Source organism: Leisingera sp. G5_S3_59_S7, from assembly GCF_054968485.1.
The window spans coordinates 1-15,327 of the sequence record NZ_JBQKUH010000031.1 but is presented as its reverse complement, the minus strand read 5'-3'; the positions used below and the strand labels follow the sequence as shown (position 1 = coordinate 15,327).

At 65.2% G+C, this 15,327-nt stretch carries 16 protein-coding genes; 8 read left to right on the top strand and 8 right to left on the bottom strand.

The annotated features are described in order from the left end of the window. Positions 1 to 47: 47 nt before the first annotated feature. The 4 genes from ACTRWG_RS14205 (at position 48) to ACTRWG_RS14190 (ending at position 3,172) form a co-directional block, all read left to right on the top strand. Positions 48 to 824: a 4Fe-4S dicluster domain-containing protein gene (locus ACTRWG_RS14205; protein WP_027235380.1), complete on the top strand. Its 777-nt coding sequence runs from the start codon at positions 48 to 50 to the stop codon at positions 822 to 824. Further along, positions 824 to 1,711, top strand: a complete 888-nt coding sequence (locus ACTRWG_RS14200) for a dimethyl sulfoxide reductase anchor subunit family protein (RefSeq protein WP_027235381.1) — start codon at positions 824 to 826, stop codon at positions 1,709 to 1,711. Before ACTRWG_RS14205 ends, ACTRWG_RS14200 begins: the two co-directional genes overlap by 1 nt. Positions 1,712 to 1,832: 121 nt before the next feature. Next, the gene (locus tag ACTRWG_RS14195) at positions 1,833 to 2,294 is read left to right on the top strand and encodes a carboxymuconolactone decarboxylase family protein (protein WP_027235382.1); all 462 of its coding nucleotides are present in this window, start codon (positions 1,833 to 1,835) and stop codon (positions 2,292 to 2,294) included. Continuing rightward, the gene (locus ACTRWG_RS14190; protein WP_027235383.1) at positions 2,291 to 3,172 is read left to right on the top strand and encodes a sigma-70 family RNA polymerase sigma factor; all 882 of its coding nucleotides are present in this window, start codon (positions 2,291 to 2,293) and stop codon (positions 3,170 to 3,172) included. The genes ACTRWG_RS14195 and ACTRWG_RS14190 overlap by 4 nt, the downstream gene beginning before the upstream one ends. Positions 3,173 to 3,313: 141 nt before the next feature. On the opposite strand, the gene dapA is transcribed toward ACTRWG_RS14190, so the two are convergent. Further along, positions 3,314 to 4,186 carry a 4-hydroxy-tetrahydrodipicolinate synthase gene (dapA, locus tag ACTRWG_RS14185; RefSeq protein WP_462829479.1) on the bottom strand — a complete coding sequence of 291 codons (873 nt, stop codon included), beginning with the start codon at positions 4,184 to 4,186 and terminating at the stop codon, positions 3,314 to 3,316. Positions 4,187 to 4,325: 139 nt separating this feature from the next. Between dapA and ACTRWG_RS14180 the strand changes: the two genes are divergently transcribed. Next, positions 4,326 to 6,284, top strand: a complete 1,959-nt coding sequence (locus tag ACTRWG_RS14180; protein WP_462829478.1) for a lytic transglycosylase domain-containing protein — start codon at positions 4,326 to 4,328, stop codon at positions 6,282 to 6,284. Here ACTRWG_RS14180 and ACTRWG_RS14175 read toward each other — a convergent pair. Beyond that, positions 6,258 to 7,166, bottom strand: coding sequence for a DMT family transporter (locus ACTRWG_RS14175; protein WP_036797241.1), 909 nt, complete (start codon positions 7,164 to 7,166; stop codon positions 6,258 to 6,260). The two genes, ACTRWG_RS14180 and ACTRWG_RS14175, sit on opposite strands and share 27 nt — an antisense overlap. Beyond that, positions 7,163 to 7,831: a tRNA (5-methylaminomethyl-2-thiouridine)(34)-methyltransferase MnmC2 gene (mnmC2, locus tag ACTRWG_RS14170; protein WP_027235387.1), complete on the bottom strand. Its 669-nt coding sequence runs from the start codon at positions 7,829 to 7,831 to the stop codon at positions 7,163 to 7,165. The genes ACTRWG_RS14175 and mnmC2 overlap by 4 nt, the downstream gene beginning before the upstream one ends. 58 nt (positions 7,832 to 7,889) lie before the next feature. Between mnmC2 and ACTRWG_RS14165 the strand changes: the two genes are divergently transcribed. Beyond that, positions 7,890 to 8,930 carry an NAD(P)/FAD-dependent oxidoreductase gene (locus tag ACTRWG_RS14165; RefSeq protein ID WP_027235388.1) on the top strand — a complete coding sequence of 347 codons (1,041 nt, stop codon included), beginning with the start codon at positions 7,890 to 7,892 and terminating at the stop codon, positions 8,928 to 8,930. Between the two features lie 220 nt (positions 8,931 to 9,150). Here ACTRWG_RS14165 and ACTRWG_RS14160 read toward each other — a convergent pair whose 3' ends face one another. The 5 genes from ACTRWG_RS14160 to ACTRWG_RS14140 form a co-directional block, all read right to left on the bottom strand. Further along, entirely contained in the window at positions 9,151 to 9,972 is an 822-nt protein-coding gene (locus tag ACTRWG_RS14160; protein WP_027235389.1) for an HTD2 family dehydratase, read from the bottom strand. 36 nt (positions 9,973 to 10,008) lie between these two features. Then, positions 10,009 to 10,551, bottom strand: a complete 543-nt coding sequence (locus tag ACTRWG_RS14155; protein WP_027235390.1) for an NADPH-dependent FMN reductase — start codon at positions 10,549 to 10,551, stop codon at positions 10,009 to 10,011. Positions 10,552 to 10,730: 179 nt separating this feature from the next. Next, the gene (locus tag ACTRWG_RS14150) at positions 10,731 to 11,390 is read right to left on the bottom strand and encodes an OmpA family protein (protein WP_027235391.1); all 660 of its coding nucleotides are present in this window, start codon (positions 11,388 to 11,390) and stop codon (positions 10,731 to 10,733) included. 136 nt (positions 11,391 to 11,526) lie between these two features. Then, positions 11,527 to 12,216: a helix-turn-helix transcriptional regulator gene (locus ACTRWG_RS14145; protein WP_027235392.1), complete on the bottom strand. Its 690-nt coding sequence runs from the start codon at positions 12,214 to 12,216 to the stop codon at positions 11,527 to 11,529. A 270-nt stretch (positions 12,217 to 12,486) separates the two neighbouring features. Then, positions 12,487 to 13,356 carry a methylated-DNA--[protein]-cysteine S-methyltransferase gene (locus ACTRWG_RS14140; protein WP_027235393.1) on the bottom strand — a complete coding sequence of 290 codons (870 nt, stop codon included), beginning with the start codon at positions 13,354 to 13,356 and terminating at the stop codon, positions 12,487 to 12,489. Between the two features lie 203 nt (positions 13,357 to 13,559). Between ACTRWG_RS14140 and nth the strand changes: the two genes are divergently transcribed. Then, positions 13,560 to 14,204 (top strand): endonuclease III, encoded by a 645-nt coding sequence (gene nth, locus ACTRWG_RS14135; protein ID WP_027235394.1) that lies wholly within the window; start codon positions 13,560 to 13,562, stop codon positions 14,202 to 14,204. A gap of 121 nt (positions 14,205 to 14,325) precedes the next feature. Continuing rightward, positions 14,326 to 15,318 carry an adenosine kinase gene (locus ACTRWG_RS14130; protein WP_027235395.1) on the top strand — a complete coding sequence of 331 codons (993 nt, stop codon included), beginning with the start codon at positions 14,326 to 14,328 and terminating at the stop codon, positions 15,316 to 15,318. Positions 15,319 to 15,327: the final 9 nt, after the last annotated feature.

Sequence of the window (15,327 nt, the reverse complement as noted above, 5' to 3'; positions counted from 1 at the left end):
TTTTCAGAAGAGTCTTGGTTCGCAACCCAGCGACGGAGGTGCCCGGTATGACTGAACTTCCCGCCACGACCGAGCGTAAGATGGGACTGGTCATTGACCTAGACACATGCGTCGGCTGCCATGCCTGCGTGATCTCCTGCAAGGGCTGGAACACCGAAAACTACGGCGCCCCCCTCAGCGATCAGGACCCCTACGGCAGCGATCCCTCGGGCACTTTCCTGAACCGGGTGCACTCTTACGAAGTGCAGCCAGAGCAGGGCCACGCCCAGCTGATCCATTTTCCCAAGTCCTGCCTGCACTGTGAGGACGCTCCCTGCGTCACGGTCTGCCCCACTGGTGCCAGCTACAAGCGTGTCGAGGACGGTATTGTGCTGGTGAACGAGGACCACTGCATCGGCTGCGGCCTCTGCGCTTGGTCCTGCCCCTATGGCGCGCGGGAATTGGATCTGGCGGAGGGAGTCATGAAGAAATGCACCCTTTGCGTTGACAGGATCTATAACGAGAACCTGCCGGAGGCGGACCGCACCCCCTCCTGCGTGCGGACCTGCCCCGCAGGCGCGCGCCACTTCGGCGACCTGGGCGATCCGGACAGCGACGTCTCCAAGCTGGTGGCAGAGCGTGGCGGCATGGACCTGATGCCGGAAATGGGCACCAAACCGGTGAACAAATACCTGCCGCCGCGGCCCAAGGACCGGATCGAGGATCAGATCGACATCCTCGCCCCGCTGCTCGCGCCGGTTGCCGAAGAGCCGCAGGGCTTCCTCGGTTGGCTGGACAAGGCGCTCGACAAACTCCCGGGCCAATCTTCAGGGGGAACGAACTGATGCATCCCGCGCCATCCGTTATCCTGTTCACCACACTGTCTGGCCTGGGCTTTGGCCTGTTGTTTTTCCTCGGCCTCGGCCAGCCTGCGGCGACCGGCGCCGTCGCCTTCGTGTTCTACGCCATCGCGTATGCACTGGCCGTGGGCGGGCTGCTGGCCTCCACCTTTCACCTGGGCCGCCCCGAGCGCGCCTGGAGGGCCCTTACCCAGTGGAGAACCAGCTGGCTGTCCCGCGAAGGCATTTGCGCTGTTGCTGCGCTGCTGGTGATGGGGCTCTACGCGCTGGGGGCGGTGTTTCTGGACAGCCACTGGACGCTTTTGGGCTGGCTCGGAGCGGCACTCAGCCTTGCCACCGTCTTCACCACCTCGATGATCTACACGCAGCTTAAGACCATCCCGCGCTGGAACATGGAGCTGACGCCTGCGGTGTTCCTGACCTTCAGCCTGGCCGGCGGCGCGCTGCTGGCCGGGGCCGAAGGTTTGGCGCCTTGGCTGCTGGCCATCGCAGGCGCCGTGCAACTGGCCTACTGGGCCAAGGGCGACAAAGCGCTGGAACACTCCGGCACCAATCTGGGCACTGCGACCGGCCTGGGGGATCGCGGCTCCGTGCGGGCCTTTGAGCCGCCGCACACAGGCTCCAACTACCTGTTGCGCGAGTTTGTGCATGTGGTGGGCCGCAAGCATGCGCAGAAGCTGCGGATCATTGCCTTTGTCCTCGGTTTTGCGCTGCCACTGCTCTTGATCCTGACGCCAGTGCAGGGCTTTGCGATCAAACATCTGCTTGCCGCCCTTGCGGTGCTCTCCCATCTCGCAGGCGTCGCCGTCTCGCGCTGGCTGTTCTTTGCCCAGGCCGAACATGTGGTCGGGCTTTACTACGGCAAACGCTGACAGCAACCGGGGCGCCTTCACCCGGCGTCCCGCGTTTCTTTCAGCATTTTTTCCGGCAGCATGTCACAAACCGCCCTGCTGCCTCGTCCTGTTCCTGAAGCCATCAGAAAGGAACAGATTGATGACCCAACGCCTTGACCATTTCGCCGCCGCGCCTGACCTGTTTCAGCCAATGCTGGAGCAGGAAAAACTGTTCAAGGACAGCGGGCTGGAACACAGCCTGGTGGAGCTGGTGAAACTGCGCGCCTCGCAGATCAACGGCTGCGCCTTCTGCATCCACATGCACAGCCAGGACCTGCGCGCCCATGGTGAAAGCGAGGACCGGATGCAGCTGCTGAACGCCTGGCGCGAGTCCAGCCTCTACTCGAACCGCGAGCGGGCCGCGCTCGCCTGGACCGAGGCTCTGACCCGGGTGGAAACCAGCGGTGCGCCGGACGCGGATTACGAGGCCGTTGCGCAGCTGTTCTCCCCGCGCGAGCAGGTGGTGCTGACGCTGCTGATCAGCGCCATCAACGCCTGGAACCGGATTGCAATCGGCTTCCGCACCCCGCATCCTGCCGCGCAGGAGGCCAACGCCGCGTGACTGCACCTGCACCACATGACGGAACCGATGCGTTCCTGACCGCGCGGCCGCGACTTTTCGCGGCCGCCTACCGGATGCTGGGCACCGTCAGCGACGCCGAGGACATCCTGCAGGACGCCTACCTGCGCTGGCAGGCGGCACCCCAAGCCGAGGTGCAGGACCCAACCGGCTATCTGATGCGGATCACCACCCGGCTGTGTCTGGACCAGCTGAAATCGGCCCGCGCCAGGCGCGAGACCTATCCCGGCGAATGGCTGCCCGAACCCTTGCTGACCGATGACCCGGCAGAGCATCTGGACCACGACGTCTCCGTTGCGCTGCTGCTGGCGCTGGAGACCCTGTCGCCGCTGGAGCGCGCCGCCTTTTTGCTGCATGACATCTTCGACAACTCCTATGCAGATGTTTCCGCCGCGCTCAACCGGTCTTCCGCAGCCTGCCGCCAGCTGACGGCACGCGCCCGGCGCAAGGTGCAGCAGCTGCGGCCGCAGGCGCCTGTAGACCCGGATGAGGGGCGGGATCTGGCCGAGGCGTTTTTCCGCGCGTCGAAAACGGGCGACACCGCGGCGCTGACGCAGATGCTGGCGCAGGATGTGCAGCTGGTCTCGGACGGCGGCGGCAAGGCGATGGCCACGCTGAACCCGATTTACGGGCTGGAGCGCGTGCTGCGGCTGTGCGAAGGTCTGGCCCGCAAGGCCGGGCGCGTTCTGCCGGAGCACTGGCGGCTGTGCCAGCTGAACGGCCTGCCCGCCATCTTGAGCCGGGAACCCGACGGCATCCTCCAGGCCATGGCGCTGGAAGTCCGAGATGGGCGGATTGCCCGCATCTACGTGATCCGCAACCCGGACAAGATGCGGCATCTGGCCGACACTCTGATTTAGGCAGGAGCGGCCAGCCCCTCTTGCCCCTGGAGGAGCAATTCACCCCGGGATATTTTCAGCCAGATGAACAGGGGACCCTGGAAGGGAAGCGGGCGGCGCTAAGTGAGGAGGCCGCCCGGTATTGTCAGAATGGATGCGGTGTCAGAGCAGGCCGGCGTGGACCATGGCCGCATCTATCGCTGCCTTGGTGCTGTCCTCCAGGGTGGTCAGCGGCGAGCGGACCTCTTCGCTGCACATGCCGAGTTTGGACAAGCCGTACTTGGCACCGGCCAGGCCGGGCTCGATAAAGATCGCCTCATGCAACGGCATCAGCTTGTCCTGATACTCCAGTGCTTTGGCATAGTCGCCTGCCAGGGTGGCTGCCTGGAATTCGGCGCAAAGCTTCGGCGCAACATTGGCGGTCACCGAGATGCAGCCGACGCCGCCATGGGCGTTGAAGCCCAGTGCGGTGGCATCCTCGCCGGACAGCTGGATGAAGTCCGCACCGCAGGACGCGCGCTGCTGGCTGACGCGGGCCAGATCGCCGGTTGCGTCCTTCACACCCGCGATGCGCGGCAGCTTCGCCAGCTCGCCCATGGTCGCAGGTGTCATGTCGACAACCGACCGGCCGGGGATGTTGTAGATGATGATCGGGATCCCGGCACAGTCATGCGCAGCAGTGAAATGCTGCACCATGCCGCGCTGGGTCGGCTTATTGTAATACGGCGTCACAACCAGGGCCGCATCGGCGCCGACCTTTTCGGCAAATTCCACAAATCGAATCATCTCGACGGTGTTGTTGGAGCCAGCCCCGGCGATCACCGGCACCTGGCCTGCCGCTGCCTTGACCACTTCGGCAATGACGGTCTCGTGCTCCTCGTGGGTCAGCGTCGGGCTTTCGCCGGTGGTGCCGACCGGCACCAGGGCGCTGGAGCCTTCGGCAATCTGCCATTCCACCAAGCGTTTGAGCGCATCCAGATCCAGCTCGCCGTTCGAAAACGGGGTGACGAGTGCTGGCATAGAGCCTTTGAACATGGGCACGCTCCCTTTGCTGCAGGTGCAGGCGGCAATCCGCCGCCGTCAAGATACGGAATGCCGGGGATTTGAGTTGATACCGGCACGCCAATGAGTAACGTTCAAGCCTCTATCCCCGGACTGCTGGAAAATGCAAGAGATGACACGCATCCTGGCCCTTATTCTGCTGATATCCGCAGCCCTGCCCGGGTCGCCGGCGCAGGCGCGCGATCTGGGCGCCGCGCTGGAGCTGATGCGGGCGGAGAAATGGTACAAGGCCGCTCGCGAGGCCGGGGCGCAGCAAACTGTTGCCCGCGATATAATCGAGTGGCACCGCCTGCGCGCCGGGCTGGGGTCGGCAGGCGATGTGATGGCGTTTCTGCAGCGGCGCCCGGACTGGCCGGGGCTGGCCTATCTGCGGCGCCAGAACGAGGATGTGATTGCCGCCACCGGCCGCGAAACCATTCTGGTGTTCTATGAAAATGAGTGGCCCAAAACCGCCGAAGGCGCGCTGAGCCTCGGCAAGGCTCTGATTGACCGCGGGCAGCGCGGCGATGGCGAGGCGGAGATCGTGCTAGCCTGGCGTACCATGGCAATGGGAAGTGCCATCCAGAAGCTGTTTATGCGCGACTTCGCCAAGCTGCTGAAACCGCACCACACCGCGCGGCTGGATCGGCTGTTGTGGGAGAACCACCTGGTCAGCGCCAAACGGATGCTGCCGCTGGTGCCCGAGGGTGAGCGCAAGCTGGCCGAAGCGCGCATCGCCTTGCAGGAGCGCGCGCCGGGCGTGGACGCGCTGATCGAGGCGGTTCCGGACCGGCTGAAGGGGGCGGCGGGACTTGCCTACGACCGTTTTGCCTGGCGTGACCGCAAGCGGCTGCAGGACGGCGCCATCGCGATGATGATGGACCGCAGCACCAGCGCCGAAAACCTGGGTGAACCCGGTAAATGGCTACGCCGCCGCCGCGATCTGGCCCGGCAGCTGATGCGCGACGGCGAACATGAACGTGCTTACCAGCTGGCCGCCTACCACTTCTCGACCCCCGCGGACGGCTATGGATACTCCGATTGCGAATGGCTGGCTGGCTACATCGCATTGCAAAAACTGCGCGACCCGGAACTGGCCGCGGTGCATTTTCAGCGCTTCCTGGCGTCGGTGGAAACCCCGATCTCGATCGGCCGCGGCGGCTATTGGCTGGGCCGTGCATACGCTGCTCTGGGTCAGGCCGACAAGGCGCATGAGGCCTATGCGGCAGCCGCAGAATACCAGACCTCCTTCTACGGGCTGCTGGCGGCCGAGCAACTGGGCCGCCCCTTCGACCCGGCTCTGGTGAAACCGGCACCGCTGCCGGACTGGCGGACGGCGGATTTCATGAAGTCCACCGTTGCCGAGGCCGGTTTGTTGCTGCTGAAAGCAGGCGATCTGGCGCTGGCCGAGCGCTTCCTGACCCATCTCGTCGAGGACCTGCCGCCGGTACAGGCCCGCCAGCTGGGACAGATGGCAGTGGAGCTGAACCAGCCGCACCTGGCGGTCATGATCTCCAAACGCGCCGCCCGCAGCGGGGTGGAGCTGGAGGGCGCCTATTACCCGCTGCATCCAGTTGCCAAGCGGCAGCTGCCGATGGCGGAGGAAATGACCCTGGCCATCGCCCGGCGCGAAAGCGAATTCGATCCGGCAGTGATCAGCCATGCCGGGGCGCGCGGTCTTATGCAGGTGATGCCGGCCACCGCGAAGCTGGTCGCGACTGAGCTGGGCATCCTGGCAGGCCATAAGACTTCCCGCCTGACGGCGGAGTGGGATTACAACGCCAAGCTGGGGGCGAACTACCTGGCCGGGCTGGCGGGCAAGTTCCGCGGCAACGTGGTGATGATGGCGGCGGGCTACAACGCCGGGCCGCACCGCCCTGCGACCTGGATGGAGCGCTATGGCGACCCGCGCGACGGCGACCCGGACATTGTCGACTGGATTGAGCACATCCCCTTCAACGAGACCCGCAATTATGTGATGCGGGTCACCGAAAGCTTGCCTGTTTACCGGGCCAGGCTTGGCAAGGAGCCGCTGCCGGTGCCCTTTTCCAAGGAGCTCATGGGCTCAACGCTTCACGCGTTCGCGCCATAGGGTGAACAGCCCTGCTGCGATGATAACCCCCGCACCGATGGCCACATTGGTGCGGATCACCTCGCCGAACACCGCCATGCCCAGCATCGCCGCCCAGATCAGGTGGAAATAGGCAAAGGGCTGCACTGCGCTGGCCTCGGCCATCTCGTAGCATTTGATCAGCAGCCAGTGTCCGGTCACGCCGGAAACGCAAAGCAGAGCCATCCAGATCCAGTCCTGCTGGGTCATCGGCTCCCAGAACCAGATGCCGATGGCAGTCATGAAGACCATGCCGGCAACCCCGGTCCAGAAGAAGCTGGTGGCTGTGCTGTCCTTGCGCGCGGCATAGCGGGTCACCAGCCCGTAGACCGCAAACATCAGCGCCGAGATGAAGGGGATCACCGCCGCCGGGTTGAACACACCCATGCCCGGTTGCAGGATGATCAGAACACCGATCAGGCCAACTCCGATAGCCGCCCAGCGCCGCCAGCCGACGCTCTCGCCCAGCACCGGGCCGCTAAGCGCGGCCACCAGCAGCGGATAGCAGATGAACACCGCCTGGCTCTCGATCAGGCCCAGCACGGTAAACCCATAGACCGCCACGCAGATTTCCCCAACCAGCAGCACGCCGCGGAAGATTTGCAGCCTCAGCTGATCAGTACGGGCTGCCTCTTTGATCCCGCCTTTGGCCCGTGCCGCAAGGAACACGACAAAGGCGGCAAAAAACCAGTAGCGCACCATCACCACCATGTAGGTGTTGTAGGTGCCCGCCAGGTGGCGCGAGATACCGTCCTGCAGGGCAAAGACAATGGTGGCGCTGATCATCAGCAGGATGCCCAGCGGCACGTTGTTCTGCTGAACCCGGGGCTGGGGCAGGCTTTTGGCCTGTGGAACCATGCTCATCGCAGTACCGCCTTTGTCATATGCCGCTTGCGCCCGTAGCCGGGAATGCGGGTCACGTCGAATCCTGCCGCCTCCAGCCCGCGGCGCACAAAGCCCGCCGCGGTGTAGGTCGCGGTCGTTCCGCCCGGCGCAGTATGCGCAGCCACCTGGGCCATCAGGGCTTCCTCCCACAACTCGGGATTCTTGGCTGGCGAAAACCCGTCCAGAAACCAGGCATCCGCCTGCCCTGTCCACTCCGCCAGCGACATCCGTGCGTCGCCCTTAACCACCTCCAATTGCAGGCTGCCAAGGTCGCAAGCTCCGGCCCCTTGCCATTTGTCAAGGAACCGTTCCGTCCAGGGCGCAAGGGCGGGAAAGGTCTCCAGCGCCTTGCCCATGTCTGCGGGCGCCATCGGGAAGGCTTCGAAACTGGTGAACCGCAACACCCCCTCCTGCCCCGCTGCCTCCCAGGCGCGCCAGGCTGCCAGCATGTTAAGGCCGGTGCCGAAGCCCAGCTCGGCAATCCGGAACCCCGGCTCAAATCGCCCGGGCAGATCGTTGCCCGCCAGGAACACATGCTCCGTCTCCGCCAGACCGTCCTGGATCGAGAAATAGGGATCATCGAACTGATCCGACACCGGAACAGTGCCATCGCGCCAGCTGAGGCGGGCCTGCTGGTCTGCCATGCTATAATCCCCTAAGTGGTTGTCCGGAACGGCGCGACACTGGCGAAAGGAATACCAAATGGCAATGGCAGATGTAACGGTGCGCGGGGCGGGCATCTTCGGCCTGTCAATCGCCTGGCTCTGCGCCCGGCATGGTGCGCAAGTTCAGGTAGTGGATCCATACGGAGCAGGCGCCGGCTCCAGCGGCGGGCTGGTCGGCGCGCTGGCGCCGCATGTGCCGGAAAACTGGAATGCCAAGAAACAGTTCCAGCTGGAAAGCCTGCTGATGGCCGAAAGCTTCTGGGAGGAGGTCGAGGCGACCGGCGGTGTTTCCCCCGGCTACGGCCGCACCGGACGGCTGCAGCCGATCAACGACGAACGCACGCTGGAACTGGCCCGCCTGCGCGAACAAACCGCCCGCGATTTCTGGAAGGACGAGGCCGAATGGCGCGTCTGCGAGGCCGCGTCCCTGGGCCCTTGGGTGCCGCCCAGTGCCACCGGCTATGTCGTCCACGACACCCTCAGCGCCCGCATGCACCCCCGCCGCGCCTGCGCCGCGCTGGTCTCTGCGCTGGCGGTGATGGGGGTAGAGGTGCAACAGGAAGCCCCGGATCAGGGCAAGGTGGTGCACGCCAAGGGGTATGCCGGCCTGCTGGAGCTGAACGAGGCCTTCGGCAAAACCATGGGCGGCGGCGTCAAGGGCCAGGCCACGCTGCTGCGCTTTCACGAGGGTGAGGTGCCGCAGCTTTATGCCGACGGCCTGCACATCATCCCGCATGCGGACGGCACCCTTGCCATCGGCTCAACCTCCGAGCGCGAGTTCGAGGATGGCAAAGCCACCGACTCCCAGCTCGACGACGTGATCGAGCGCGCCCGCGCCGCGGTGCCGGTGCTGCACGGGGCCGAGGTGATCGAACGCTGGGCCGGTGTGCGCCCCCGCGCCAAGTCCCGCGCCCCGATGCTCGGCGCCTGGCCTGGCCGCGACGGCCATTACATCGCCAATGGCGGTTTCAAGATCGGCTTTGGAATGGCACCCAAGGCGGCTCATGTAATGGCGGACCTGCTGCTGGAGGGGAAGGACGGCATTCCCGAGGGCTTCCGGGTCGAAGACAACCTCTGACCCCGCACCTCTTCCGCCGTTTGACGGGTCAAGGGCGGCGCCAGCCGCCACGCGGCATACCCTTTAGGCGGGGAAGGGTTTCTGACAATTGAAATTGCGCCTTCAGAGACAGTATTGCCGCGCAAGCGCGTCTCAGCAGAAAAAAGCGCCGCGCAGCGGCGCCACGCCCAAGCCCCTAATCTGCCCTTCCAGGGCAGCTTGGGGCGCGGGAGCCCCTGATTCACTCCATCGGCGCGGCCACGGCGCTCATGCACTGCCGTCCGTCCGGCCCGCGCACCCACAGGTCCCGGCCCTTGCGGCACAGCGTTGCGTTCTCGAAGTGCATCAGCGGCGAGGACGCCCGGAAGGAAAACTCCGCGAGCGGCCCCATCAGCTCCTCCGCCAGCAGCATCAGGTGCTGGGCCAGCAAGGGGCCGTGCACCACCAGCCCTTCGTACCCCTCAACATCACGGGCGTAATCCAGGTCATAGTGGATCCGGTGCCCGTTGAAGGTCAGCGCCGAGTAGCGGAACAGCAGGGTCGAGCTGAACGGCACCTCCCGCGCTTCCGTCTCATCGGTCCGCGCCACTGGAGGCACCGGTTCCGGTGCAGCGGCGTCCGGGTCTTCGCGGTAAACCAGGTCATGCCACTCTGTGAGGCAGAGCCTTCCCTCCTGACGGATCTCATGGCGCAGCCTCACCAGCCCCAAGGGACCGGTGCGGCCCGCCTTTTGCTCCGCCTTTTCCAGCACAGAGGACTTCTCTGCCGCGATTCCGGCCAGTAGGGGCTTCTCGAACCGCAGCCGCCCGCCAGCCCACATCCGGCGCGGCAGGCCCATGTCCGGGATCAGCCCGGCACCGCCCACCTTGGGATGGCCATCGCGGCCCAGCCCCTCCGGCGGCAGCGGTGTCCAGAAGTAGAGCTGGTGAAAGAACGGCGGCAACTCGCTGCCTGCCGCTATGTCCGGGGCCAGCCCCAGCGCAGCCTGAAAAGCGGCGGCCCGGGCCGGATCCAGCATGTCGGTCAGATTCCGCGCGGGAGCGGCGGCGGTTTCGCTAGTCATACCGCCACCTTAGCCGCAGCCCGCTTCGAGGCAAGCTCAGCGGACCAGTTCGGCCCGCAGCTTTTCCATCAGCTTGGTCAGCGTCGCCTCATATTGCGCGCTGGTCAGCCGGCCGGTTTCATCGAACTCCTTGCTGGAGCCTGCCAAATGCACCCCCGGACCCGACAGCACCCGCGACTGGAACGGCACCAGGAAACCGCGCAGCAGCGCCTGCGCCTGCTCGCCGCCGGCCCGGCCGGCTGCGGCCGACATCACCGCAACAGGTTTGTCTGCCCAGGGGTTGCCCTCGGTGCGGCTCACCCAGTCGAGCGCGTTTTTCAGCACACCGGACGGCCCCTTGTTGTATTCCGGGGTGGAGATTGCCACCGCGTCCGCGGCTGCAATCTGATCCGCCAGCTTCTGCACGGCGGGTGGGATGCCGTCCGCTGCCTCTGCGTCGCCGTCATACAGCGGCAGGTTCAGATCCGCCTCAACCACCGATGCGGGCCCGAACACTCGAACTGCCTCCGCCAGCAGCTTGCGGTTGGTGGCCTCGCGGCGCAGCGATCCGGAAATGGTGAGCAATACGGGGTCAGCCATGGGGGATTCCTTCTGTTCGCGTCTCTGTTGTGCCCATCATGTATGAAGCGGCCCCCGGCAGAAAACAGCAATCGCCGCGCAGGCAATGTGCGGCGTTACATTAACCGGCCTGGCCGCACCCACGAAAACAGCCCGCCCCGCAGGGGGACGGGCTGCACATTTTGCCTGCAGGTGCCGGATCAGGCTGCCTGCGGGATCACCACAACTTCGACGCGGCGGTTGCGGGCCTTGCCCTCCGGCGTCAGGTTGGACGCCACCGGCTGCGACTCGCCGCGGCCGATGATCCGCATCCGGTGATAGGGCACGCCGCCGGCTTGGATGTGGCTGGCCACCGCATTGGCGCGGCGCTCCGAGAGGCCCTGGTTGTATCCGGCATCGCCATCGCTGTCGGTGTGGCCGATCACCTGAATGGTGCTGTTGGGGTAGCGCACCAGACTGTCGGCCACCCGGCGCAGGTCGGCCTGCACCGCCGGCGCAACCGAGGCGCTGTCGGTGGCGAAGGTCAGATCGTTCGGGAAGGACAGGATCAGGCGGTCGCCGGTGTTGACGATGGTGATCGAGTCATTGGCCAGGGTCTGGCGCAGCTCGCGCTCCTGCGCGTCCAGCTGGTTGCCGATCACACTGCCGGCAGCTGCACCAACCAAAGCACCGGTTGCTGCCCCAAGGCCACGGTCGGAGTCATTGGCGATCGCACCGACGCCCGCACCGATGATGCCGCCCAGGACTGCGCCCTTCTGGGTGTTGCTGCCCGGCGTGCCGACGGTTGCGGGATCGGTACAGGCGCTCAGGCCCAGTGCTGCGGCGACAATACCAGCCGTGGTGAGTTTCATCTGCATCATCAAATTGCCTTCTGCTTTCTAAGGTCCGGGGAAGCCCGGAGGTCCGCTCGAATATCATGCCGGCACCGCGCCTACTCAAGAGACGGTCTTGCAGTTTCGGCGAAATACCGCGCAAAATCCGCGCAAACACCGCATTTTATGGTGCAAAAGCAAAGTCCCAGCCCTCCTGCTCCATCCACAGTTTGCGCAAGGCGCCGGCTTCTGGCGCGAACCCGTCCTCCAGCATGTCCGCTGCAAGCATCCGGTCAGTGCGGAAGTGGCGGAACCCGCCGCGCAGTTCGCACCACGCCGCCAGCATGGTGCAGTCGATATGATAGATCAGCGCCAGCGGCCGCAGGGTGCGGCAGCTCTCGCCGCTCTCCGGGCTGAGATAGGTAAGCTGCAGCTTGCGGCTTTCCCGCACGGCCTGGCGCAGCAGCGCCTTGGAGACGCAGCCCTGCTCCGGGTCGTCCAGCGGCGCCCCCCAGGGGGCTACCTGCAGCCAGTCGGCAGTGGCATGCACATCCTTGATCTTGTGGCTTACCCGCGCGGCCGCCTTCTGCAGGGCGCCGTCGCCGGTGCGCATCAGCATCGCCAAACCGACGTGCAGCGCCTCCAGCTCCTCCTCGTCGAAATTCAGCGGCGGCAGGTCATACCCCTTGCGCAGCATGTAGCCGATCCCGGCCTCGCCCTCCACCGGCGTGCGCATCGCCTGAAGTGCGGCGATATCGCGGTAGATCGTGCGTTTGCTGACCTCCAGCGTCTCGGCAAGATCCTCTGCCCGCACCGGGGCCGCGGCGGTGCGCAGAATCTGGATGATTTCAAACAGGCGGCCAGTGCGGGGCATGGGCAGTCTCCAGTGACAGTCTGCTGACACCCTAACACATGCCACTGACAACAGCCTGTCAGCAGTGCTCTGGTTTTCTGGCCTCCTCAAGAAGGAGAAACGCCATGCTGAGTTATGACTGGATCGTGCTGATCACCCTGGGACTGGACCGCTGGGAAAACCAGCGCCGCCCATTGGCCACGCATGAAATTGAGCTTGAAGCAGCGCGCAGCCGTCACGAGGCGCAACAGGCGTCCAGGCCCGCCCGCCCCGGGCTGCTGCAACGCCTGTTCAGCCGGCGGCGCGCACTTCTTGCGCCGGACTCTCCTCGTCCCGGGCGGCCTCATAAGCGAGCATCGCGCGTTTGACCGGCAGGCCCCAGTGGTAGCCGCCCAGCGCCCCGGACTTGCGCAGGGCACGGTGGCAGGGGATCAGCCAGCTGACCGGGTTGCGCCCCACTGCGGTGCCGACAGCCCGAACCGCGCGCGGAGAGCCGATCGCCTGGGCCAGTTCGGAATAGGTGGTGACATGGCCCGAGGGGACGCGCAACAGCGCCTCCCAAACCTTGATCTGCAACGGCGCGCCGATCATGTGCAGCGCGGTCTCACCCTTCTGGGCAAAGGCCGCCTCTGCCAGCGGTCGCAGGGCCGCTGGGTCCTCGACGAATTCCGCCTGCGGCCAGCGGGCGCGCATGTCGGCCATGGCGGGCTCCGCCCCGGTTTCGGCGGCAAAGGCCAGCCCGCAGATACCCTTTTCGGTGCCCATTACCAGGGCCAGGCCAAAGGGGCTGTCGAACCATCCCCAGAAGATCCGCAGGCCGTCACCTTTGCGGGCATATTCGCCAGGGCTCATCGCCTCCCAGCGCAGGAAAAGGTCGTGCAGCCGCCCGGATCCCGACAGCCCCACCGCGTGCGAAGCCTGCAGTGTGGTGAACCGGTCGCGCAGCAGCGCCTTGGCGTGGCCCAGCCGCAGATACTGCTGGTATCGCTTGGGCGACACGCCTACCCAGGCCGAGAACAGCCGCTGGAAATGCGCCGGGCTCATGTCCATGCGGGCGGCCAGCTGTTCCAGCGTCAGATCCTCGCCGCCATCGTCGATCAACTCAATCGCCCGCCGCATGACGCCGTAGTGATACGTGCTTTCCCGTGCTTCGATATTCATCGCTGTGTCCTTCGGCTGTCTTGCAAGCCAAGTTACCCCGCGCAGGCCCGCCATTCGACCCGGAACATGCGAAATATGACGTTCGGCGCAACGGCTTTGCGCAGGCAGGCAGGCCGGAGCGCCACCGTGAAACGCCCGGCAACCGGGTTGCGGGGTGCAAAATAAATTGCGCTTTAAGGTCTGACCTGTACATATGGCGCGCGATGGCCAAGCAACTCGATTATCATACCCTCCGCGAGATCTTCACGCGGTTCCAGGCAGCTGAACCGGAACCCAAGGGCGAGCTGGAGCATGTCAACGCCTACACGCTGGTGGTGGCGGTGGCGCTTTCTGCGCAGGCAACCGATGCCGGCGTGAACAAGGCAACCCAAGAGCTGTTCAAGATCGCGGACACCCCGCAGAAAATGCTGGATCTGGGCGAGGAGCGCCTGATCGAGCATATCAAAACCATCGGCCTTTACCGCAACAAGGCCAAGAACGTGATCAAGCTGTCCCGGATCCTGGTCGAAGACTACGGCGGCGAGGTGCCCAACTCCCGCGCCGCGCTGCAGTCGCTGCCCGGCGTCGGCCGCAAGACCGCTAATGTCGTTCTGAATATGTGGTGGCATTACCCGGCCCAGGCAGTCGATACTCATATCTTTCGGGTCGGCAACCGCTCCGGCATCTGCCCGGGCAAAGATGTCGATGCCGTGGAACGCGCCATCGAGGACAATATCCCCGTGGACTTCCAGCAGCACGCCCATCATTGGCTGATCCTGCACGGCCGCTACCACTGCAAGGCGCGCAAGCCGATGTGCGGAAGCTGCCTCATCCGCGACCTCTGCATGTATGAGGACAAGAACCTTTGAGGCGCAGCCTCTCAGCCATTCCCCGGCCGGGCCGGCACCTGATTGATCCCGGCCATAGCGATTATCGAAACAGACACGCCGGCCCCGGACCCGGCACAAACATCCCCGAGGAGGGCAGTTCATGACCAAAACCTATCATCTCGTCGGTATCGGCAACGCTGTCGTCGACGTGATTGCGCAGTGCGAGGACAGCTTCCTGGCCGAGCAGGGCATCGAAAAAGGCATCATGCAGCTGATCGAACGCGACCGCTGCGAGGATCTTTATGCAGCGATGGGCAACCGGGTGCTGACCCCCGGCGGCTCGGTGGCCAACACCATCGCGGGCGCCGGCGCGCTGGGGCTGGACGCCGCATTTATTGGCCGGGTCCGCGACGATGCGCTTGGGAAGTTCTACGCAGATGCGATGAACAACGAGGGCGTGGACTTCGTGAACCCGCCGGTCACCGATGGTGAGCTGCCGACTTCACGGTCGATGATCTTTGTCTCGCCCGACGGGGAGCGGTCGATGAACACTTACCTGGGTATTTCCTCAGAAGTGAGTTCGGCAGACGTGCCGCAGGACGTGGCCGGCAACGCGCAGATCATGTTCCTCGAGGGCTACCTGTTCGACAAGGACAAGGGCAAGACCGCCTTTCTGGAGGCCGCCCGCGACTGCCGCGAGGGCGGCGGCAAGGTTGGCATCTCGATTTCCGACCCGTTCTGCGTCGAACGCCACCGGGCCGACTTCCTCAACCTCATCGGCAACGAGCTGGATTTCGTAATCGGCAACCAGGACGAAATCTGCGCCCTGTTCGAAAACAGCGACCTGGAAGACGCAATGGCCAAAACCGCGGCGATCTGCCCGCTGGTGGTCTGCACCCGCTCCGGCGACGGGGTCACGGTGCTGAACGAAGGTGTGCGCATCGACGTGCCGGTCGAGACGATTGTGCCAGTGGATGCCACCGGCGCAGGCGACCAGTTTGCCGCCGGGTTCCTGTTCGGCATGGCCACCGGCCGGAGCATGGAAATCTGCGCCCGGATGGGCTGCATCTGCGCGGGCGAGGTGATCCGCCACATCGGCCCGCGCCCGGAAACCCACGTGCTGCACCTGCTGGAAGAGGCCGGTCTGGTCTAAGGGCGGCGC

What these genes read in the sequence shown, in the direction of transcription:
- ACTRWG_RS14205 (WP_027235380.1), top strand. Translation starts at nt 48, where the DNA reads ATGACTGAACTTCCCGCCACGACCGAGCGTAAGATGGGACTGGTCATT.
- ACTRWG_RS14200 (WP_027235381.1), top strand. Translation starts at nt 824, where the DNA reads ATGCATCCCGCGCCATCCGTTATCCTGTTCACCACACTGTCTGGCCTG.
- ACTRWG_RS14195 (WP_027235382.1), top strand. Translation starts at nt 1,833, where the DNA reads ATGACCCAACGCCTTGACCATTTCGCCGCCGCGCCTGACCTGTTTCAG.
- dapA (WP_462829479.1), bottom strand. Translation starts at nt 4,186, where the DNA reads ATGTTCAAAGGCTCTATGCCAGCACTCGTCACCCCGTTTTCGAACGGC.
- ACTRWG_RS14180 (WP_462829478.1), top strand. Translation starts at nt 4,326, where the DNA reads ATGACACGCATCCTGGCCCTTATTCTGCTGATATCCGCAGCCCTGCCC.
- ACTRWG_RS14175 (WP_036797241.1), bottom strand. Translation starts at nt 7,166, where the DNA reads ATGAGCATGGTTCCACAGGCCAAAAGCCTGCCCCAGCCCCGGGTTCAG.
- mnmC2 (WP_027235387.1), bottom strand. Translation starts at nt 7,831, where the DNA reads ATGGCAGACCAGCAGGCCCGCCTCAGCTGGCGCGATGGCACTGTTCCG.
- ACTRWG_RS14165 (WP_027235388.1), top strand. Translation starts at nt 7,890, where the DNA reads ATGGCAATGGCAGATGTAACGGTGCGCGGGGCGGGCATCTTCGGCCTG.
- ACTRWG_RS14160 (WP_027235389.1), bottom strand. Translation starts at nt 9,972, where the DNA reads ATGACTAGCGAAACCGCCGCCGCTCCCGCGCGGAATCTGACCGACATG.
- ACTRWG_RS14155 (WP_027235390.1), bottom strand. Translation starts at nt 10,551, where the DNA reads ATGGCTGACCCCGTATTGCTCACCATTTCCGGATCGCTGCGCCGCGAG.
- ACTRWG_RS14150 (WP_027235391.1), bottom strand. Translation starts at nt 11,390, where the DNA reads ATGATGCAGATGAAACTCACCACGGCTGGTATTGTCGCCGCAGCACTG.
- ACTRWG_RS14145 (WP_027235392.1), bottom strand. Translation starts at nt 12,216, where the DNA reads ATGCCCCGCACTGGCCGCCTGTTTGAAATCATCCAGATTCTGCGCACC.
- ACTRWG_RS14140 (WP_027235393.1), bottom strand. Translation starts at nt 13,356, where the DNA reads ATGAATATCGAAGCACGGGAAAGCACGTATCACTACGGCGTCATGCGG.
- nth (WP_027235394.1), top strand. Translation starts at nt 13,560, where the DNA reads ATGGCCAAGCAACTCGATTATCATACCCTCCGCGAGATCTTCACGCGG.
- ACTRWG_RS14130 (WP_027235395.1), top strand. Translation starts at nt 14,326, where the DNA reads ATGACCAAAACCTATCATCTCGTCGGTATCGGCAACGCTGTCGTCGAC.